This is a genomic window from Haloarcula sp. S1AR25-4, assembly GCF_031624555.1.
In the GTDB taxonomy this organism is placed as follows: Archaea; Halobacteriota; Halobacteria; order Halobacteriales; family Haloarculaceae; genus Haloarcula; species Haloarcula pellucida.
This window is the reverse complement of the sequence record NZ_JAMQOR010000001.1, coordinates 756,835-776,301: the sequence shown is the minus strand read 5'-3', so window position 1 is coordinate 776,301 and position 19,467 is coordinate 756,835. Positions and strand designations below refer to the sequence as shown.

21 protein-coding genes and 1 tRNA gene are annotated in these 19,467 nt (G+C 65.0%); 13 read left to right on the top strand and 9 right to left on the bottom strand.

All coding sequences use genetic code 11. The annotated features are described in order from the left end of the window. Window positions 1-55: 55 nt before the first annotated feature. The 8 genes from NDI85_RS04000 to NDI85_RS03965 all read left to right on the top strand — a co-directional run bounded on the left by NDI85_RS04000 (window position 56) and on the right by NDI85_RS03965 (window position 7,889). Window positions 56-2,614: a bacterio-opsin activator domain-containing protein gene (locus tag NDI85_RS04000; RefSeq protein ID WP_310914980.1), complete on the top strand. Its 2,559-nt coding sequence runs from the start codon at window positions 56-58 to the stop codon at window positions 2,612-2,614. A gap of 221 nt (window positions 2,615-2,835) precedes the next feature. After that, the gene (locus NDI85_RS03995) at window positions 2,836-3,414 is read left to right on the top strand and encodes an HTH domain-containing protein (RefSeq protein WP_310914979.1); all 579 of its coding nucleotides are present in this window, start codon (window positions 2,836-2,838) and stop codon (window positions 3,412-3,414) included. After that, window positions 3,414-3,617, top strand: a complete 204-nt coding sequence (locus NDI85_RS03990) for a hypothetical protein (RefSeq protein WP_188994424.1) — start codon at window positions 3,414-3,416, stop codon at window positions 3,615-3,617. Before NDI85_RS03995 ends, NDI85_RS03990 begins: the two co-directional genes overlap by 1 nt. Continuing rightward, complete coding sequence (locus NDI85_RS03985) at window positions 3,617-4,000, top strand: hypothetical protein (RefSeq protein WP_188994426.1); 384 nt, start codon at window positions 3,617-3,619, stop codon at window positions 3,998-4,000. The genes NDI85_RS03990 and NDI85_RS03985 overlap by 1 nt, the downstream gene beginning before the upstream one ends. Window positions 4,001-4,170: 170 nt before the next feature. Continuing rightward, the gene (locus NDI85_RS03980; RefSeq protein WP_310914978.1) at window positions 4,171-4,389 is read left to right on the top strand and encodes a hypothetical protein; all 219 of its coding nucleotides are present in this window, start codon (window positions 4,171-4,173) and stop codon (window positions 4,387-4,389) included. A 40-nt stretch (window positions 4,390-4,429) separates the two neighbouring features. Further along, the gene (purD, locus tag NDI85_RS03975) at window positions 4,430-5,728 is read left to right on the top strand and encodes a phosphoribosylamine--glycine ligase (protein WP_188994430.1); all 1,299 of its coding nucleotides are present in this window, start codon (window positions 4,430-4,432) and stop codon (window positions 5,726-5,728) included. Between the two features lie 111 nt (window positions 5,729-5,839). Continuing rightward, the gene (locus NDI85_RS03970; protein ID WP_310914977.1) at window positions 5,840-7,339 is read left to right on the top strand and encodes a TrkH family potassium uptake protein; all 1,500 of its coding nucleotides are present in this window, start codon (window positions 5,840-5,842) and stop codon (window positions 7,337-7,339) included. A 40-nt stretch (window positions 7,340-7,379) separates the two neighbouring features. Continuing rightward, window positions 7,380-7,889, top strand: coding sequence for an acyltransferase (locus NDI85_RS03965; protein WP_310915524.1), 510 nt, complete (start codon window positions 7,380-7,382; stop codon window positions 7,887-7,889). On the opposite strand, the gene NDI85_RS03960 is transcribed toward NDI85_RS03965, so the two are convergent. From NDI85_RS03960 to NDI85_RS03945, 4 genes are all read right to left on the bottom strand, one after another. Further along, the gene (locus tag NDI85_RS03960) at window positions 7,886-8,680 is read right to left on the bottom strand and encodes a mechanosensitive ion channel domain-containing protein (RefSeq protein ID WP_188994435.1); all 795 of its coding nucleotides are present in this window, start codon (window positions 8,678-8,680) and stop codon (window positions 7,886-7,888) included. The genes NDI85_RS03965 and NDI85_RS03960 overlap by 4 nt on opposite strands. 2 nt (window positions 8,681-8,682) lie before the next feature. After that, on the bottom strand, window positions 8,683-9,492 hold the full coding sequence (dacZ, locus tag NDI85_RS03955; RefSeq protein WP_166969505.1) for a diadenylate cyclase DacZ: 810 nt from the start codon (window positions 9,490-9,492) through the stop codon (window positions 8,683-8,685). 96 nt (window positions 9,493-9,588) lie between these two features. Beyond that, window positions 9,589-10,881, bottom strand: a complete 1,293-nt coding sequence (locus tag NDI85_RS03950) for a cobyrinic acid a,c-diamide synthase (protein WP_310914975.1) — start codon at window positions 10,879-10,881, stop codon at window positions 9,589-9,591. Between the two features lie 16 nt (window positions 10,882-10,897). Beyond that, complete coding sequence (locus NDI85_RS03945) at window positions 10,898-11,929, bottom strand: TIGR00303 family protein (RefSeq protein WP_310914974.1); 1,032 nt, start codon at window positions 11,927-11,929, stop codon at window positions 10,898-10,900. A gap of 109 nt (window positions 11,930-12,038) precedes the next feature. Here NDI85_RS03945 and NDI85_RS03940 point away from each other — a divergent pair, with 109 nt between their 5' ends. Together NDI85_RS03940 and NDI85_RS03935 are read left to right on the top strand one after the other, a co-directional pair. Then, complete coding sequence (locus tag NDI85_RS03940) at window positions 12,039-12,263, top strand: hypothetical protein (protein ID WP_188994441.1); 225 nt, start codon at window positions 12,039-12,041, stop codon at window positions 12,261-12,263. An 80-nt stretch (window positions 12,264-12,343) separates the two neighbouring features. Continuing rightward, window positions 12,344-12,772, top strand: a complete 429-nt coding sequence (locus NDI85_RS03935) for a hypothetical protein (protein ID WP_310914973.1) — start codon at window positions 12,344-12,346, stop codon at window positions 12,770-12,772. A 66-nt stretch (window positions 12,773-12,838) separates the two neighbouring features. Here the strand turns inward: NDI85_RS03935 and NDI85_RS03930 are convergent, their stop codons facing one another. Beyond that, on the bottom strand, window positions 12,839-13,438 hold the full coding sequence (locus NDI85_RS03930) for a hypothetical protein (protein WP_310914972.1): 600 nt from the start codon (window positions 13,436-13,438) through the stop codon (window positions 12,839-12,841). A 707-nt stretch (window positions 13,439-14,145) separates the two neighbouring features. Between NDI85_RS03930 and NDI85_RS03925 the strand changes: the two genes are divergently transcribed. Further along, the gene (locus NDI85_RS03925; protein WP_310914971.1) at window positions 14,146-14,907 is read left to right on the top strand and encodes an IS5 family transposase; all 762 of its coding nucleotides are present in this window, start codon (window positions 14,146-14,148) and stop codon (window positions 14,905-14,907) included. Between the two features lie 165 nt (window positions 14,908-15,072). Here the strand turns inward: NDI85_RS03925 and NDI85_RS03920 are convergent, their stop codons facing one another. Next, complete coding sequence (locus NDI85_RS03920; RefSeq protein WP_310914970.1) at window positions 15,073-16,068, bottom strand: hypothetical protein; 996 nt, start codon at window positions 16,066-16,068, stop codon at window positions 15,073-15,075. Between the two features lie 588 nt (window positions 16,069-16,656). Next, window positions 16,657-16,740, bottom strand: a tRNA-Leu gene (locus NDI85_RS03915). 386 nt (window positions 16,741-17,126) lie between these two features. Here NDI85_RS03915 and NDI85_RS03910 point away from each other — a divergent pair. Together NDI85_RS03910 and NDI85_RS03905 are read left to right on the top strand one after the other, a co-directional pair. Further along, a complete protein-coding gene (locus NDI85_RS03910; protein ID WP_188994447.1) occupies window positions 17,127-17,846 on the top strand; it encodes a hypothetical protein in 720 nt (239 codons plus the stop codon). A 64-nt stretch (window positions 17,847-17,910) separates the two neighbouring features. Continuing rightward, window positions 17,911-18,219, top strand: a complete 309-nt coding sequence (locus NDI85_RS03905) for a transcription initiation factor IIB family protein (protein WP_188994449.1) — start codon at window positions 17,911-17,913, stop codon at window positions 18,217-18,219. Here the strand turns inward: NDI85_RS03905 and NDI85_RS03900 are convergent, their stop codons facing one another. Both NDI85_RS03900 and NDI85_RS03895 read right to left on the bottom strand, forming a co-directional pair. Beyond that, a complete protein-coding gene (locus NDI85_RS03900) occupies window positions 18,220-18,708 on the bottom strand; it encodes a phosphopantetheine adenylyltransferase (protein ID WP_188995680.1) in 489 nt (162 codons plus the stop codon). A 94-nt stretch (window positions 18,709-18,802) separates the two neighbouring features. Next, a complete protein-coding gene (locus NDI85_RS03895) occupies window positions 18,803-19,300 on the bottom strand; it encodes a helix-turn-helix domain-containing protein (RefSeq protein WP_188994451.1) in 498 nt (165 codons plus the stop codon). Between the last annotated feature and the right edge of the window lie 167 nt (window positions 19,301-19,467).

The following is a 19,467-nucleotide window of genomic DNA, read 5'->3' as shown; positions in this document are numbered from 1 at the left end:
TAGCACCCGGGATATCGACTCGGATCACTGTGCCGCCTTCGTCGACGATGGTAGTATGACCGTCGACGTGCGTATCGGTCTCCCGACAGACACGGTCGGGATAGCCGACGCAGTCGCCGTCGGCGAATCGACCCGCGTCGAACTCGAACCGTGTGTCTACACCGACGGCGGACTGACGCCGTATCTCCGGGTCGAGACTGACGACCCCGATGCGTTCGACACGGCGCTCCGGGCGGACCGGGCCGTCGAGACGGCGAGGCGTCACCGGGACGACGACGGCACCGTCCGGTATCGAGTCACGTGGTCGTTCGACGAGACCGACGTGTTCTCGCTGCTGCGGGGGCACGGCGTCGTCCTCCAGCGTGCCCACGCCACGGCCTGTGAGTGGGTCTTCCAACTCCGGGCCCCCGACAGTGCTGCGCTGACGGACTTTCTCGATGCGTGCCGGGACGCCGACCTCTCGCCACGGGTCTACCGGAGCGAGGGCGTCGACTGCCGAGCAGACGGCACCGTAGCGACGGCAGACGACGGTACCACTGGTTCACCGGGCGCGTTCGAGGGTGACCCGCCGTTCCGCCAGATACTCGACAACATCGAGGAGGTCGTCTGGATGAGCGACCCGGACAAAGAGGAGATAATATACGTCAATCCCGCTTACGAGGCGGTCTGGGGACAGCCCCGCGAACGCCTCTCCGAGGAGCCCCTTGCGTTTCTCGACGCCGTCCACCCCGAAGACCGGGCACGGGTCCGCTCGTCACTCGACCGACAGCCGACCGGCGAGTACGACGAGGAGTACCGGATACGGCGCCCGGACGGGACGACGCGGTGGATTCGGGACCGAGCGGTGTCTATCACCGACGACGAGGGGAACGTCGTCCGCGTCGCCGGCATCGCCGAGGACATCACCGAACGGAAGGAACGCGAGCAGTTGCGGCGGACGCTCAACGAGGCCGCACAGGCGATGCTCGGGGCGACCACTAGCCAAGCGGTCGCCGAGATATCGGTCGAGACGGCCATCGACGCGCTGGGGCTGACCTTCGCCTGCGTCTACGTACCCGGCGAGGAGGACGGGACCCTCCGACCGATAGCGTGCGCCGCCGACGGAGAGACACCGGACGACCCCGCCGCTGTCACCGGCTTGGAGAACCCGCTTTGGGAATCGTTCGCGAGCGGGCAATCGACGGCGTTCGACGCCTCGTTCGCGCACCGACTGCCGGTCCCGTCGCGCGTCCAGCGTGGCTGGGTCGAAGCGCTCGGCGAATACGGCGTGTTGGTGTTCGCGACTCGCTCTGAGACTGCCTTCGACGACCGAACCGACAGATACGCCGGCATACTGACGGCCATCACCGAGGTGGGGTTAGGACAGACCGAACGCGAAGCACGACTCGAACGGCAGAACGAGCGGCTATCCGATCTCTCTCGACTCAACGCCGTCATCAGGGACATCAACACCGAGGTCGCCGCGACGACGAACCGGGACGCTATCGAGCACAACGTCTGTGAGCGGTTCGCCGTCGAGGAGTCGTACCTCGCGGCCTGTATCTGTGACCGGTCGTCCGGCGACAGCGTCCGGGTACGCAGGCGTGCCGGCACCACCGAGAGTCAGACCGACCTCGACGGTGGCGACCACGTCGACGCCCCACTCATCAGCGATCTGATAGATACGGCGACCGCGACGGGGACTGTCCGGGTCGACCGCGACGCCGACGCGCGCGGCGACGCCGGGTCGTGGTACGATACGTTCCGGGACGCGGGTTGTCGAGCCGTCGTCGCCGTCCCGCTGACGTCCGGAAACGTCGCCTACGGCGTCCTCCTGCTGTTTATTGACGACCCATCGGTGTTCGACGAGGAGTTCCTGACGGTCCTCGGGGAACTCGGACAGATGATCGGTCGCGCGATTCGCGCCGCTGAGACCCGCAAGACGCTGCTGACCGATACGGCGACCGAACTGGAGTTCGAGGTCGACGACGCGGAGATGTTCTTTCACGCCATCTCTGCCGAGTTCGACTGCCGACTCGACCTCGAAGGACTCGTCCCGGCCGACTCGGACCAACTCGTCTTCTACGTCGACGTCGAAGGCGTCCCAGCCGAGCGGCTGGTCGAACGCGCCGAGGGAGCACCGGGAATCACCTCCGTCAGGACGATTACCGGGGGTACGGATGGCGGCCTGTTCGAGTTCCACGTCGTCGGGGGGTCGGCGATACAGGTCCTCGCCGCGTACGGCGCGACCATACGGTCCGCGTCCGCGGACGGCGGCGTCGCCCGCATCGTCGCCGAAATCGCGTCCGACATCGAGGTACGACCGCTCGTCTCGACTCTCGAAGACGCCTGTCCGGGGGCGACACTCGTCAGGAAGAGCGAACTGGACCGGCCCGTCAGGACCGTACAGCAGTTCCGGGAGTCGCTCGCCGATCGGTTGACCGACCGGCAGGTCGACGTCCTCCACAGCGCGTACCTCTCCGGGTACTTCGAGTGGCCACGCGAGAGCACCGCAGAAGACATCGCCGCGTCGTTCGACGTCTCCTCGTCGACGATTCACTTCCACCTCCGGAACGCACTGCGGGCCCTTCTCGAGACGTATTACGAGGAGGACCGCTACAGGACCGAGGCGTAACCGGTCGTCATCGCTCACTGCCTGCGTCTCGGTCGCGACCCGCGGGGACGCGCCGTCCTGACTGGATCGGTCTAGACATTTCTAGGGAACCTTTCTGTCGGACGGCACGCACCGATTCTACTGTACGCTCTCGCGGAACGAGACGGCGAACTCGGCGGTTCGTGAGCAACTGCAATCCTCCGGAGAGACGCTGCTAACATCGAACAATGCAAAGCACAAATATGACAGATGACGATCACTATCGGGCGGACGGTTCGAGCGAAGCGCCAGCGAAATCCGAGCGGACGGACGACTGTGTCCGTCTCGACCAGTTCCTCGACCAGTCGACAGACGCAGTGACGATCGAACTCTGGCTCCGTGAGGGGACCGGACACACCGTGCGCGACGTGCAGGCCCAGTACAGACAGCAGACGACGGCGCTCGAAACGAGCCCACAGGTCGCGGACGTCACGATTCGGACGTGGCCGACGCGGCTCTTTCGGGACCTTGACCAGGAGGCTGTGTCGGGCCCGGTCCACCGGGCGGTTCGGGAGATGGAGACGTGGGCGTCGGAGAACGGCTACAGCCTCGCCCCGGCGTTCCAGCGACGCGTCGTCCGTTCGCCCCTGTCGGGTCGCCGACGCGAGGAGGTCACGCTCCCCATCGTCTGTCTGGCTATCCACGGCGACGCGGGGCTCGAAGGCGTGTTCCCCGCCCGACACGACGGGGTGGTGTACACTGTCGAGGACTTCTACGAGGCGATTCGTGACACCGCATCCGAGGACCAAGTGGCCGATTCGGCGACCGTCGGGGCCGAATGATGACGACCGACAGCCCATCTGCCCGGACCCGACTCCTCGAAGCGCGCGTGTTCCTCGACGATGCGACGGAACGACTCGACGCCGACGACCTGACCGACGACGTGGAGGCGATCTGCGAGGACATCGACGCGGTGCTGGCCGAACTCGACGCCACAGACGAGGCGACCGACATACGGCAGTCCAGTCGGCGGTCATCGCGATGATGTCGCCGGCTTCGGACGGCGGCAGCGATACGTCGCTCTCGCGCGAGGAGATGTACTCGCTGCTCGCGTCGCGCTGGCGACGATACACTCTCTACTGTCTGTTCGTCTATACGACGCCGGTCTCGCTCGCGACCGTCGCCGACACCGTCGCCGAGTTCGAACACGGCGTCCCCGCCGAGACGATTCCCGACGAACGACTGACGGTGTACATGCGACTGTATCACACGCACGTCCCGAAACTCGCGTCCGCTGGCGTCGTCGACTACGACCAGTCCGAGGATACGCTGTCGCCAGATACGGGACTGGCGCAACTGGAACCGTACCTCAGAGCGGATGCTCTCGACGACCTCGACGATCACGGTTCGTGGCCTATCGAGCGGTGAGGAGTCGGGAAGAGCGCCGGGTGAGCACGGCCAGATTAGAACAGAACGTTGACGCGAGCGCGGTCGACCACGTCCTGACCGACGCCAGACTGATACTGGTGGCTGTAACAAACTGAAGCACTTCGCCACCCCGGGGTGGCGAATATCTGTACGAACTTACAGCCACCAGTATGAGCCTGTTTACCGGCACCGTCGCGGTGTATGCCGGCGTAGCCCGCCGCGTCTCCTCGACGATAGCGTCGCGGTCGCTGGTCCTCACTGGGCCGACGGTCGCCGGATGGGTCTCCGTCACCGGGCTGTTCGTCACACTCACGCCGGTGGTGTTCGTCGTCACCGACCGCGTCGGGGCCGATGGGACCGCCGCTACTCGGTGGACGACGACGGAGTGAGAGAGCAATACTTACATCCGAGCCCATCCGGCCTTGAGGTATGACAGAGACAGTGCTGCTGGTGGGCGGCGGCGGCCGAGAACACGCCGTCGCTCGTTCGCTCGCCGACTCCGACGCCGACCTGTACGCCTGTGCGGGCAACCGCAACCCGGGCATCGTCGCGCTGGCCGACGGGTTCGAGACGCTCGACACGACGAACCCGCAGGCCGTCACGACCTACGCTCGCGAAATCGACGCGACGCTCGCCGTCGTCGGCCCCGAGGCACCGCTCGCGGCGGGGGTCGCCGACGCCCTCGACGACGCCGGCGTCTACGCGTTCGGCCCGCAGCAGTCCGAGGCCCGCATCGAGACGGACAAGGCGTTCCAGCGCCGATTCATGCGGGAGCACGACATCCCCGGCTGTCCGGACTTCGAGACGTTCGAGGACATGGACGCCGCCTGCGAGTACATCGACGAGTACGACGGCGACCTCGCGGTCAAGCCCGCCGGCCTCACCGGCGGCAAGGGCGTCCGCGTCATCGGCGACCAGTGTACCGCCGAGGAAGCCAAGGCGTACCTCCGCGACTCGGACTACGACCGCGTCGTCCTCGAAGAGCGCCTCGTCGGCGAGGAGTTCACCGTGCAGGCGTTCGTCGCCAACGGCCAGCTCCGCGTCACGCCGGCCGTGCAGGACCACAAACGCGCCTACGAGGGCGACGAGGGACCGAACACCGGCGGGATGGGGAGTTACACCGACGCCAGCCTCGAACTCCCGTTCATGACCGAGGACGACTACAACGACGCCGTCGACGTCCTCCGCGCGACGGTGGACGCACTGGACGGCTACAAGGGCGTCCTCTACGGCCAGTTCATGCTGACCGAGACGGGGCCGCGCGTGGTCGAGTTCAACGCCCGCTTTGGCGACCCCGAGGCGATGAACACGCTCCCGGTCCTGAACACGGACTTCCTCGACGTGCTGACGGCGGCCCGGGACGACCTCTCCTTACCGCAACTGTCCTTCCGCCCGAAGGCCACCGTCTGTAAGTACGCCGTCCCCGACGGCTACCCGACCGAACCGGAGTCTGGCGCGAAGGTCACCATCGACGAGGACAACGCGGGCGAGGCCATCCTCTACTACGCCAGCGTCGACCAGCGCGAGGACGGCATCTACACGACCACCTCTCGCTCCTACGCCGTCGTCGGCGTCGCCGACACCATCGGTGAGGCCGAGGAGATAGCCGAGGGCGCGCTAGAGCGGGCCGGCACCGAGGGCCTGCGCGTCCGCCACGACATCGGCACGGCCGACCTCGTCCAGCAGCGCATCGACCACATGTCCGAGATTCGCGGCGGCGCGGACTGAGGCTCGCGAACCGATTTCTCTCGCCGGACTTCGCGGAGGATTGAAGCCGACAGCCGTTCTCTGTAACGCCGTGTGCGTCGAGACAGTCGGAGTGACGGGATGTGATCGCCGGTGGCGCTGACCACGGTCGACGTCCGGTCGTCGCTGAACGTCCTCGGCCGGATACTCCAGTGGCTCGTCGTCCCGTTGGCGGTACCGGTACTGGTCGCACTCGCCTACGGCGAGTCGCCCGTCCCGTATCTCGTCGCCATCGGCGCGACGCTGGTGGTCGGCACCACGCTCGTGCAGTTCGAACGGGACCGCATCCACGACCGGGAGGCGTTCCTCACCGTCTCGCTGGCGTGGCTCGGAATCGCCGTCGTCGGCGCCATCCCGCTGTACGTCGAGGGGACGGGCGTGTTCGCGAGTCCGGTAAACGCGCTGTTCGAGGGGATGAGCGGCATCACGACGACGGGCGCGACGGTCATCCGCGACTTCGACGCCCACACGCAGGCCCTGCTGATGTGGCGGCAGGTCCTCCAGTGGCTCGGCGGTCTCGGCGTCCTGCTACTGGCGACGGCCGTCCTCTCACGGCTCTCGGTCGCCGGCGCGCAGTTGATGGAGACGGAGACGCGGACGAAGGACGTCACGAAACTCACGCCGGGCATCGAGGACACGGCGAAGCTACTGGCGCTCGTCTACCTCCTGCTCACTGCCGGTGCGACGCTCGTCCTCCTCGCCCTGCACCTCCTCGGACTCGCGCCGGAGATGACCGCCTTCGACGCCGTCGCCCACGCGCTGACAGCCATCGCGACTGCCGGCTTCTCGCCGCGGGCCGAGAGCGTCGGCGCGTTCTCGCCGGCGGTCCAGTGGGCCGTCACCCTGTTCATGATAGTCGGTGCGACGAACTTCGTGTTGCTGTACGCGCTCCTGGGCGGCAACGCCACGAGGCTCCGGCGGAGCGAGGAGTTCCGCTTCTACCTCGGCATCCTCGGGGCCGGGACGCTACTCATCGGGGGGTTACTGATCGCTGACCCCCGGTTCACGGCCGACCCCGAGACGACGGCCCGGCACGCGACGTTTCAAGTCGCCTCTATCGTGACGACGACGGGCTACGCATCGACGGACTTCAACACGTGGTCCGCGGCCGCGAAGAACGTCCTCTTCGTGGCGATGTTCAGCGGCGGGATGGCCGGGTCGACGACCTGCTCTATCAAGACGCTCCGGTGGCTCATCGTCACGAAGTCCTTCTGGCGGGACCTGAACGTCTCGGCACACCCACGGAGCGTCCGCGCGGTCAGAGTCGGTCGGGAGGTCGTCGGCGAGGACACGATTCGGGACGTGTACGCCTACACGCTGGTCGCGCTGGTCATCTTCATCGTCGGCACCGTGTTGCTCGTCGCGGACGCCGAACGGGTCGGCGACCCCATCACGGAGTTCGAGGCGCTCTCCGCCGCGGCGTCGATGTTCTTCAACATCGGCCCGGCGTTCGGACAGGCCGGCCCCTACGGCACCTACGACGGGTTCGCCCGGACGAGCAAGCTCCTGATGGTCCTCCTGATGTGGGTCGGCCGCATCGAGATCATCCCGGTGATGGTGCTGCTGACGCCGACGTTCTGGCGGCGGCCGTGAGTCGCCGGTTCCGAGTGGTTTGATTACGACCGGGACGCAACTGGCAGGCGTGAGCGGCCCACGACACGACGACCTCGACCGCCATCCGACGCCCGGCCCCCGCAACTCCCTGTTCTCGTGGCCGAGCGCGAAGCATCCGCTCCGCGTGATGGTCAACTACGTCGTCATCTGGATCTGCCGAGTCTCGCCCAGTCTGCAACTGAAGAACTGGCTGCTGCGGCGCCTCGGTACGACCGTCGGCACCGGCGTCGCGTGGGGGTTAGAGTCGACGCCGGACGTGTTCTGGCCCGAACTCATCACCGTCCGTGACGACGCCATCGTCGGCTACGACGCCACGTTGCTCTGTCACGAGTTCCTCCAGGACGAGTACCGGACGGGCGAAGTGGTCGTCGGCGAGCGAGCGATGATTGGCGCGGGCGCAATCGTCCTCCCGGGCGTCGAAATCGGCGCGGACGCGCAGGTGGCGGCAAACTCGCTGGTCACCGAGGACGTCCCGCCGAAGACGACCGTCGCGGGCGTTCCCGCGGAACCGGTCGAGGCGACCGACTAATCGCGGACCCGGACGATGCCGGACTGCATGACCTGCTGGTTCGGGATGATGTGTTCCTTGCCGTCGCTCTCGACGTGCGTGACGAACATATCGACTTCTTGAACTATCCCCTGCTGGTCGCCGATAACCACCTCGTCGCCGATGCTGTACGGTTCCGTCAGCAGGAGATAGAGGCCGGCCGCGCTGGCCGCGAGCAGGTCTTTCAACGCCAGTCCCGCGAGGAAGACGATGCCGAAGGAGTACGCCGCGAGCAGGATGAGCAGGGCCATCGTCTCGACGCCGAGTTGGTCCAGCGCGACGAGGACGGCGAGGAAGAAGATGCTGTACTTGACGAGTTCCGGGAGGACGCCGGCCTCCGGGAGTTTCACGCTCCGGAGTCGCTCGGAGACGACGAGTCTGGCCTTGTCGCCGGCGATGAGGCCGATGATGATGGCGAAGACCGCGATGAACAGGTCGGGCAGGAACGCGGTAAAGCGGGTCCAGTAGGCCTCGGGATTGACGAGTTGGGCGATGTTCAGCGCGATGGTGATCGTGAGGATGTAGACGAACAGCGCCGCGAGGTTCGAGACGATACCAACCGTCGACGTCCCGAGGCTCCGGGCGGTCCGCTCGAACGGCGTCCCCTCGACGGTCTCGGGCACGCCGAGTTCCCGCATGAACTCCCGCGACGCTCTCCAAACGAGGAACCCGACGAGGATTCCCAGCCCCAACACGAGCAAGGAGATGACGAGTGTCCCTTCGGGCGAGAACAGGGTCCGGATGAAGTCCGGCCAGTCGAATCCGAACTGCATATTCAGTACTCCTCGGGGTCGATTTCGAGGACGAGTTCCCCGCCTTTGAACGCTCGTACGAGTCCGTCGCTCTCCGAGAGGACGATAGCCGTCGCGTTCGTATCACGGGTGATGGCACCGCCGGCCATGTGTCTGGCCCCGAGGCCCTTCGGGATGTCGACGCCCTCGGCGGACGGTTCGAGGTAGCGGTACGCCGAGACGATCTTCCCGGCGTCGGAGATGACGAACGCGCCGTCGAGCCGCGAGAACTCCTTCAGCATCACGTTGACGATTGGGTCGCCGACGTGGACGTGAGACTTCTCGAAGGGGTTGTACGAGAGCGGCCGGGACTTGTTCATCACCTTGCCGGCGTCACCGACGACGAACAGCGCACCGACCGGTTTGCCTTTCTGGCCTTTCTTCCCGAGTTCGATGGCCACCTCGAAGACGTCCCTGACGACGCCGGGTTCGGCCCGGGAGTTGACGAACAGGTCGTAGACGCCCGAGGGCGTGAAGTCGCTCGTCTGGATGCGTGCAATCGTGTTCGACGTCCCGCCCATGAATCCGCTCACGCAGACGACTTCGTCGTCTTCCCCGACGAACTCCTTGTCGAGAGCGCCCTCGATACCGAACCGGATTCGGCCTTCGAGGTCGGTGAAGTCGATGGGGAGTTCGACGAAGGATTCCGCTTCGACGGCGTTCTCCGGACCGACCACGACGACGGCTTCCTCGGCATCGGCGAACCGTTCGAAGTCCGCCGAACTCGGCGAGAAGAGGAACACCGCGTTCGCGTCTGCGACCACGTCTCCCAACAGGTCGCGCAACTCGTTCATTGTACGTATCACGATTGCAGACAGGAAAAAAGTTTGTGGGCCGTCAGCCGGTCGTCTGCCACTCGAACGACGCGTTTGCCGTCGCTCGTCGTATGTTCAGACTGACAATAGCTGGTCGAACGCCCCGCTCGCGGCGTGGGCGTGACAGTACGTCCCGACCGTCTGGTACTCCGTCAGGCCGTCGTGGTCGCCGTCGATGCCGTCGCCCCGGACCACTTCGAACGCGAACCGTGCGTCCGCGTCGACCGTCGCCGAGGAGTAGTGGAACTCGTGGCCGCGGCGCCGGGTGCCTGCGGTGGCGACTGGCGTGTCGAAAGACGCCTCTAGTTCGACGTGGTCGAGCGCCTGATACCGGTCGCACATCTCGACGTCGGCCGGCAACACGCCCGCCATCTCGTAGGTGTCGCCGTCGGCTGTCGTCAGCGTCTCCGAGAGGGCCATCAGGCCGCCACATTCGCCGTACACCGGCAGGCCGTCGGCCGCCAGCGTCCCGAGTTCGTCGAGCGTCGACGACTCGGCGAGGTCGGCGGCGTGCAGTTCCGGGTAGCCGCCCGGCAGATAGACGGCGTCGGCCTCCGGCACCGGGTCGCCCGCGAGCGGCGAGAACGTCGCCACGGACCCGCGCTCACGGACTCGCTCGACGGTGCTGGGATACACGAAGCAGAACGCTGCATCGCGGGCGACGGCAACGGTGGCGTCCGTCCTCGACGGGTCGGCGGGCGAGGCGCTCGGTGGGTCGCGTGCTATCTCTGCGACCCCGTCGGCGTCGATAGTCTCACCGGCCTCGGCCAGCGCCGCCTCGTCGATGGCCGCCTCGCTCCCCATCTGGAGACCGAGGTGCCGGTCGGGGATGTCGAGGTCCGGCGTCGGCGGAATCCGACCGAGATACCGCAGTTCCTCGGGGAGTGCGTCGCGGATGCCTTCGGCGTGTCGGCCGCCGTGGGCACGCTGCGCGAGCACCCCGACCACGTCGATGTCTCGACCGATACGCTCGGCGTACTGCTGGAAGCCCAGCGCCGTGGCGCCGACGCTCTCCATCCCGGATTTGGCGTCGACGACGAGGACGACCGGCAGGTCGAGCACCTCGGCGACGCGGGCCGTCGACGCCTTCGTCCCGTCGTAGAGGCCCATCATCCCCTCGACGACGCAGACGTCGCCCTCGCCGCGCCAGTAGGTCCGTCGCGTCCCCTCCTCGCCGGCGAGCCACGGGTCCAGCGACCGCGAGGGGTTGCCGACGAGCGCCTCGTGGTGGCTCGGGTCGATGAAGTCCGGCCCGGCCTTCGCGGGTTGTGGGTCGTAGCCCGCCTGCTCCAGCGCCGAGAGGGTCGCCAGCGTCGCCACCGTCTTCCCGACGTTCGAGGCGGTGCCCGCGAGGACGACGCCCTTCACGACCGGTCACCCACCGTCACGGCGCACCACCCACGCGCACCTCGTCGACGAGGTCGTCGTACACCGCGGCGAACTGCTCGCGAACGTCGGCCATCGGGACGCCGGCCCGGTCTGCCAGCGCCAGCGCCCCGCCCATCCCGACGCCCTCTTTGGCCTCGCCCGCGACGAACCGCTCCATCGCGACGTGGTCCGACCCCGCGAACCCGGGGTCTGTCACGGTCAGGTCGAGGTCCAGTTCGGCGGCGCTCGCCCGGAGATTCGCCGTCCCGTCGTCGGCGACGTAGGTCGTCGTCGCCAGCCCCAGTCGCCCCTCGTAGCCGCCGTGACGGACCAGCGCCGCAGCGGCGAGTTGCTGTGTCCCGCCGGCCAGCGTCACTGCCGTGTCCGTCTCGACGGCACCGGCGGCGAGGCCCGCCACCGTCGCCAACACGGGGTCGCCCATCCGTCGGACGGCCCGCTTCGGTTGCCCAGCGGCGTCGCCGGGTGCGAGCGAACTGGCTTCGAGTCCGGCCTCGACGACCCGTTCTTTCTGTTCGACGGGGTTCTCCGGCAGTGAGGAGGAGACCGTCGCGTCTTCACCCAGTGCTCGCAACACGCCCAGCGCAGTCGTCGTCCCGCCGGGAACCGTCTCCGCCAGCCACAGTTCGTCGGCGGGCAGTTTCCGGCCGAACTGTCTGGCCGCCTCGAAGGCGCCGTGGGCCGTCGGCACCGGGTCCTGTTCGGCGATATCTCGCCCCGGCCCGGCGCCGACAGTGACCGTCGGCGCGGCGGTCGGTTCCGCGAGGCCGCCGTCGACGACCGTCACCTCGAAGCCAAGCACCTCGCGCACTGCGCGCGTGACCAACGCCGGCGTCGGACACCCACTCGGACTCACCGGCACCGTCTCCGTCCGCACGGGCCGCCCGTACGCGAGTAGTTCCGAATCGGCCGCCGGCGTCGTCGTCATCAGGTCCGGGTCGGCACCGGCGGCGCTGATACCCTCTCTCTCCGCTGTCGCCGTCGTCCCCGCGACGAGGACGAACCGCGTTCCGTCGGGCGAGCGTTCCATACTCACTTGGAGTAGTGCAATCCCACTTTATCCCACCGGTGCCGCCGTCGGGGCCGTGTGTCGTCCTCCCCGGCGCATGATTTAAGCGACGGGGGCCGTGACTCCCGGTATGGAGGACTTCGAAGAACTCGTGTCGTCGCTGACGCCGCGCGAGGACAACGAGGCCATCAAGTCGTACCAGAACACTACCGCCGTCGCCTGCCCGGCCTGCGAAAAACCGTTCGACGACATGGTCGTCTGCAAGCAGGAGTTCACGTCCCTCAACCTCGACTTCGAGATGGACCTCTGTACGGCCATTCACGACGACAACGTCGTGCTGTTCACGCACAAGTAGCCCGCCGAGGGACGGCGACTGCGGGCGTCTCGTCGAGAACTTGTACCAACGTTGATTTGTCTGCGGCGCCCCGTAGATGTATGGACGAACTTCCAGACGAGAGACAGACCGTCCTCAGAGCGCGCTCCCACCTCGAAGAGTGGACCGCCAGTGCCAGGGCACAGGCATACGCGGAACTGTTCGAGGGAGCGGACCCGCTGCTCACCGCTGACGAACGACAACTCCTCGACTCGCTCGACTCGGCACTGGAGAGACAAGGTGGCGACGGCGTCTGGGGGACCGACCAGTACGGTATCTACACGGGCGGGACCACGAGTTCGGACGCCGCACTCGGCGTCGTCTGCGTGTATCACCCTCAGATTACCGCGGACTCGGTCCTCAGCGGCACCGACGAGCTAGACGACGAGACCGAAGAACGGCTCAACGCGGCCCTCTGGCGGTACAGCGAGCGCGTCGCCACACTCGTCGAGGACGAACTCGACGAGTTTCTCCGCCGAACGCAGAGCTGACTCCGGCCGACGCTCGCCGGGTGGCCCACGCTGTCGACTGCGTCCCGTCTGCCGGCCGTCGGCGGTTTATATCCCGAGCCACTCGTCGTTCCGGACCTGATACCCGTTGGCACGACAGAACTCCGCGGCCTGTCGGCGGACCGCCCGGGACCCCGGGAGCGTCCCGTCGTCCCGTATCTGTTCGAGAACCCAGTCCCTGATGGCCTCTACCCCCTCGTCCTCGTCGTCGGCGTCGATTCCCTTGAGCGCCCGGAACGTCTTCTCGTAGGCCTCCCGCTGTGAGCCATCGAGGTCGACGCCTTGCAGCGAGTCGGTCGCTTCTACGATGCGTTTTATCGCCGTGGCGACTGTCGGGCGCTGGACCAGCACGCGGACGGCAGCGGGCGAGTCGAACACCTCCGTCTCCGTGTCCGCGACCAGTTCCTCGACGGTGTAGGTGCCGTCGTCTGCCTCGACGTCCCGGTCACCGATCGCTGTGACGACGTCGGACCCCGTCGCCGGGAACGACAGCGCGTCGAGTTCCGCCTCTATCTCGTCGAGTTCTGGGTCCTCGATCGGTGGCTCCGTCTCGTCCGCGCGCTCCAGTGCCACGCCCATAGCCCGCTCGCGCTGGCGTTTCTCGACGTCCCGTGCTTGCTTGTCTCGACCGCGCTTATCGTCAGCCATCCACAACGTTAGTCCCCCGACAAGCATAACCCTGTGGTTGGGTCCGCGAGTGACCGCTCGCTTACCCGTCGTCGACACCACGGATACGCCGCTCGTTCCGGCGAAAACACCACGACACGGACCCGGGCCGAACGTCGCCGTCCGGCGAGACGCTGACGCCGGGCGTCGGAGTTCGCAGTCGGTCGAACGTGGGGACCGGAGTTACACTCGACGGCGACACCCACTCCGGTCGTCTCGCGTCGTTCGACACCGCTCGCCACGAGTGTTGCTCACGGTCTCGTTCGCTACAAAATGTGCGGGACCGGATTTGAACCGGAGGAAGACTCGCGTCGCTCGTCTCCCAGGGTACAGAATCCGCTCGTCACGATTCACAGACCGCTCACGTCCGTTCGCGGTCAGTCGGAATGCGCGGGACCGGATTTGAACCGGAGCAAGAAATGCTCGCTCACAGCCGTTCACTGCGCGTTCCTTGCAGGGTGCAAATCGGTCCTGCTCTTCGCTCACGTTCGTTCGCTCATGCGCGGGACCGGATTTGAACCGGAGGAAGACTCGCGTCGCTCGTCTTCCAGGGTTCAGAATCCGCTCGTCACGATTCATAGACCGCTCACGTCCGTTCGCGGTCAGTCGGAATGCGCGGGACCGGATTTGAACCGGAGGCTCTGTTGAAATCCTCAGAGAATTACAGGTTCGTCCAGTATACTAACCGGATGGAAGCCCTCCCGAAGTCGCGGTTACTCCGGTTCGTTGAGCAAGCGATGCACTTGGCTCGGCGAGTTGTCGCTCGTTACTCCTCGAAGTTCTCAAAACGACGCTACACACTCCACCAACACATCGTTCTACTCTGCCTCAAAGTGCGAAAGAACACGACGTACCGAATGCTTCTCGACGAATTTATCGAGATGCCCCGCATTCGGAGAGCCATCGAGCTTGAGGAACTCCCGTCACCCTCGACGTTGTGTAAAGCGTTCAATCGGCTCGATATGGCAGTCTGGCGTGTTCTGCTCAACCTCTCGATCACGCTTCTCCCGACTAACGGCGTCGTCGGGATCGACGCTTCCGGGTTCGACCGCAGTCATGTCTCGAAGCACTACACGAAGCGAACTAAGTTGACGATTCAGCAGTTGAAAGTCACGCTTCTCGTGGACACGAGAGCGAATGCTATCATCGACGTACACGTAACGACAACACGAAAACACGGCTCGAAGATTGCGCCGTCGCTCATCAAGCGGAATACCGGGGAAGTGACCGTTCTCCTCGGCGACAAGGGCTACGATGACCAGAAGATTCGCGCATTAGCCCGTGAAACTGGTGTTCGTCCGCTCATCAAGCACCGCGAGTTCTCGTCTCTTCACAAAGCGTGGAATGCTCGGTTGGATGCCGATATATACGGTCAGCGCAGTCAAAACGAGACGGTAAACTCTCGCCTCAAACGGAGATACGGCGCATTCGTCCGCTCACGGCACTGGTAGAAGCAGTTCCGTGAAGTCGTTGTCGGCTGTCTCACTCACAACATCGACAAGGCACTCTGACGTTAGATATAGAGGGTGTAGTCAGCACAGCGGTCATTGGTTCCAGACACGTTGCGTTTTGTAAGCTGTTCAGTGGGCGTGCCACGACGAATCAACTGGACCAAACTACGGGGAGTCGCCCGCCCTTGTCGTCACTTGGTAGCGTTCTCCGCGGAACTCGTAGATACGGGAATCGTCGAGGCCGAACGGCGGGATGGAGCCGGTGAACTCTTCTATCCGGACCCGGGCGGCGTCGTATTCCTGGCTCAATGCGATGGCATCGCGCAACTGGTCGTCGCGTACTACCTGCTCAATGATAACTTGCTCTGCATCGGGCCCGGAGTCGTCGAGTCGTTCGAGAATGTACGCATCGTGTTCGTCGCCGTCGTCGCCGGCCTCACCTCGGGTTGACCGTACGACCAGCGTCTCGCCGTTCCACTCAGTCTCGGCGATGGCGGCTGTCGGGGTCAACTGTAGTGGATCGGCCTGCAAATCGAAACTTGCCGCGAGCGCAATCGGCTCCTCGTAGGAACCTGCTTCGAACCACCCATCGGTTGCAAACGCGTAGTGCCCGCCTCCGAGCCCATCCACTGAGAGCGTTTCCGTACCTTGGACCATGTCGATGGCAGCGCCATCGCTGACGCTACCAGTCGTAACGGTTAGCGTCCAGATGTGGGCCTCGCCGGCAGCCAATGGTGTCAGTGGTTGTGGCGTAGCCCGAGGCATGATATAGTACCAGTCGCCATCGACTCGTTTGTACAGTTGCCAGTTGTAGAAGTTTGTCTCGAACCACTGTCCACTCCGGTTTCGGAGCGTGAAATCGGTTGGTTGGTCCAGTTTGACTGTTTGGGTTTCCGGAACGAGGACGAGTGGCAGTGCCTCGGGATCGACCGCCTCGTAGCAGACGACTTGGGCGGCGTCATCGAAGGGTGGGCACGCGTCCGAGGCAGTGTCACCGGGGAACTCCGGCACCGATTGGGTCGGGTTCGGTTGGGAGCTGCCACCGGCCGTTGCCGTCGATGTCGCGTTCGATTCGTCCGGGGCGGCCGTACAGCCGGCAAGCAATGTGCCAACACCGGCAGAGAGGCCAGATAGAATCTGTCTTCGGGAGGGCTTGGCCATATTAGTTCGCTCCCGATGGGATGCGTATATGTTTTCTGTCCAGTCAGGGGGAATCAATCGCACACGGTCAAGACGGACGGGCTAATCACTCATCCTCTTGGACTAGTCGATTCATAATCCCCCTTCAGGTGAGCATCTCCTGCGAGATGCGCACTCTACATCTTGCACGGCGCTTAGAAAACCTATTAAAACTGCTGGCGATAAATACGCACACCTAACGGCTATTCCAGTGAGACAAATATTGGAACGATAGGATTTCAACAGAGCCGAACCGGAGCAAGAAATGCTCGCTCACAGCCGTTTGCTGCGCGTTCCTTGCAGGGTGTAAATCGGTCCTGCTCTTCGCTCACGTTCGTTCGCTCATGCGCGGGACCGGATTTGAACCGGAGGAAGACTCGCGTCGCTCGTCTTCCAGGGTTCAGAATCCGCTCGTCACGATTCACAGACCGCTCACGTCCGTTCGCGGTCAGTCGAAATGCGCGGGACCGGATTTGAACCGGAGCAAGAAATGCTCGCTCACAGCCGTTCACTGCGCGTTCCTTGCAGGGTGCAAATCGGTCCTGCTCTTCGCTCACGTTCGTTCGCTCATGCGCGGGACCGGATTTGAACCGGCGGACCCCTACGGGATAGCGTCCTAAGCGCTACGCCTTTTCCTGGCTCGGCAACCCGCGCGCAGTCACTCGTTCCGGCGAGGTCATCAAGAACCCTTCGTTTGCGGGCCGGGGCGTGACCGTCGGGAACGCTCGCGAGGCCACCCCGACGTCGCGCCCCAACAGCGACGGGTCAACTCCGATAGCGATGTCCGTTCTCTCCCGCTGTCGGGTCCGGGTAGCGATGACCGGGACGACGCCCGTGTTGCTCCCGTCAGCCGACGGCTGGTGGCGCACCGAACTCGATTATTGGATATAATGTATATTGAGTAACATTTATGTCCCGACAGGAGAGTGTATGCCGTATCGAGAGCGAAGAGGATGTCTCACCCGACTCGCCACCGCACGACGCCGTCCGAACCAAACGGTCAGCCGTCACTGCACCCGATTATCGACGCTCCGTCGGCCGTGGTATTCGACGAGTCCACCCGCCGGGAGCTTTACGAAAAGTGGCTCGCGGATACGATATCCGTCCATACCCCTACGTCGTGTGCCGAGGCGAAAGAAGCCATCAGCGAGACGACGACCGTCGCTATCGTCCGGCACGAACTCTCCACGGAGTTGCGTGAGCGGCTAGCGACGCTGTTGTGGCGGCTGGCGCCACAGAGTCGTGTAGTGTTTGCCACGTCCAGCCACCTCCCCGTGTATAATACGACGCCGACGGCACAGGTCCATCTCTCAGAGCCCATCGACAGAGAGCAGCTACGCGATGCCGTCCTCGGACAGGCACGGATCGCTGTTTACTCGGTGGCGCTGTCCGAATACTATCGACGGACGACACAGCTCGCCGGGATGCGGCTCGATTCCACGGTCAGTGACGATGTCCGCGACGAGATCGAAGCGACTGCCGAGGCGTTATCGTCCGTCGTCGACGGTCTGGGGGCCAAACTGACGGCCGACGAGCGTCGTGAGGTGTTGGATTTGCTCGTCGACGAGGCTGCTGGAGAACCGGTCGAATCCGCTGTCACGGGGTCGAAGTACCGCCCCGAAGCATGCACCGAGTGCGACGATTCTCGGACTGGACAGGACGCGTTCAGAGACCTCGGCGCGTACGTCTGGGAGTGTAAATCGTGCGGGACAGTCTACGAGCGCTCGGCGGCAGCCAATCGCCGAGTCGCAAAACGGTAGCCCCGACCGGAGACGTGACCGATGGCGACGAAGATTTAGGTAGGCTCAGCGAGAACCCCACGCCATGTATCGCGCCAGCGACCGAGTCGAACAGGACGCGTGGCTGTCCGAGATCGAGACGGCCGCAGAGACGCTAGACCTCGGGACGCAGGCGCGGTCACACGCCGTCGACCTGTTTCTCTCGACGCTTCCGGACGACGACCGCTCGAAGCGAGCGACGATGGCAGCCAGCGTCTACGTCGGCGCACTCGTCGCCGGCGAGGAACGGTCCCAGTCGGCCGTCGCCGACGCGACCGACGTCTCCCGGTTGACGATACAACAGCGCTGGAAGGACTTGCTAGAGTATGCTGGGCTGGAAGCGCCCGACTGGTAACTACGAGGGTTGCCCGCGGCCTTCGCGCTCGGGCGTCAGGTTCCCGTGTTCGTCGATTTCGCCGTTGACGATGCGAGTAGAGGAGATGATGTCGCCGTCGTCGGCGTGGACGTGCGGGACGACCTCGATTTCGAGCGGGTCGTAGCCGCGTTCGCGTCGAATCTCGTTGATACGCTTGCCGCCGGTCTCCGTCTCCGGCGAGACGACGAGGACGTCGAACTGGGGTTCGGTCGCGATACCGGTCGGCTCGGAGAGTTCGCGAATCTCCCAGTCCTGTCCCATCTCCTCGGCGAGCGTCGACAGTTCCGCGGCGAGGTCGGCACGTCGGTCGGCGAACGAGCGGACGTGACGCTCGTCGTGGCGGGTCTTCGGCGCGAGGTCGTCACTGGTGAGCCCGACTGTCACGTCACCGAGTTCGAACGCACGCTCGAACAGCGCGCGGTGTCCATCGTGAATGGGATCGAACGTCCCACCCAGTGCGACCATCATATCCCCGGCAACGGCGTCGTCCGATTTAGTGGTGTCGTCTTCCCCAACCATCGAGAAACCGTCACACGGGGCCAGACAGCGACCCAGTCTCCGATTACGCTTCGTCGTCGTCTTCGTCGTCGGCGTCTTCGACGGAGATGGTGACCGGTTCGTCGCCGGAGAGCGGTTCGTCGTCGCCCCCGAGGTGGTCGTCTAAGTTGAACACGGTGTTCAGTTCCGACTGGATGTCCCCGACGACGGTGTTGACGAGTTCGCTCGGCGAAATCGCGCTGTACTCGTAGGGGTTGTTGCCAGCGCCGTCGCTCTCGCGTTTCTGGCGGGTGACCGTCCCCTCCTCGTGCAGCGCCGCGAGCGCCTCCCGAACGGTACTCGGATAGAGGCCGGTCGCCTCGGATATCTCGTCGCTCGTACTCTCGGGGTTCTGACGCAGACTGACGTAAATCCGCGCGCGGGTCTCGGTGTCCAGTAGCCAGGCGAGCAAGTCGACGATGCCCTCGTCGAACTGCTCGACTGCGCGGTCGGCTTCCTGCTCGATTCGCTCGCGCACGTCTCCGGTCTCCTCGGTTTCTTCGTGTGGGTCGTCTGCAGACATGCGTTGTCTCTGTGAGGACGAAAGCGACTTTCGGATAAAAACCTTGCCTCGGGGTAGTGAGCGGCGACTGCACTGCGGCGACGACCGGGCGAGTCGTCGATCGACGCGAGTCTGCACCAACCGGAACCATTCGTCTCAAACGTGCAGGAACGATGTGCGTTTCTACA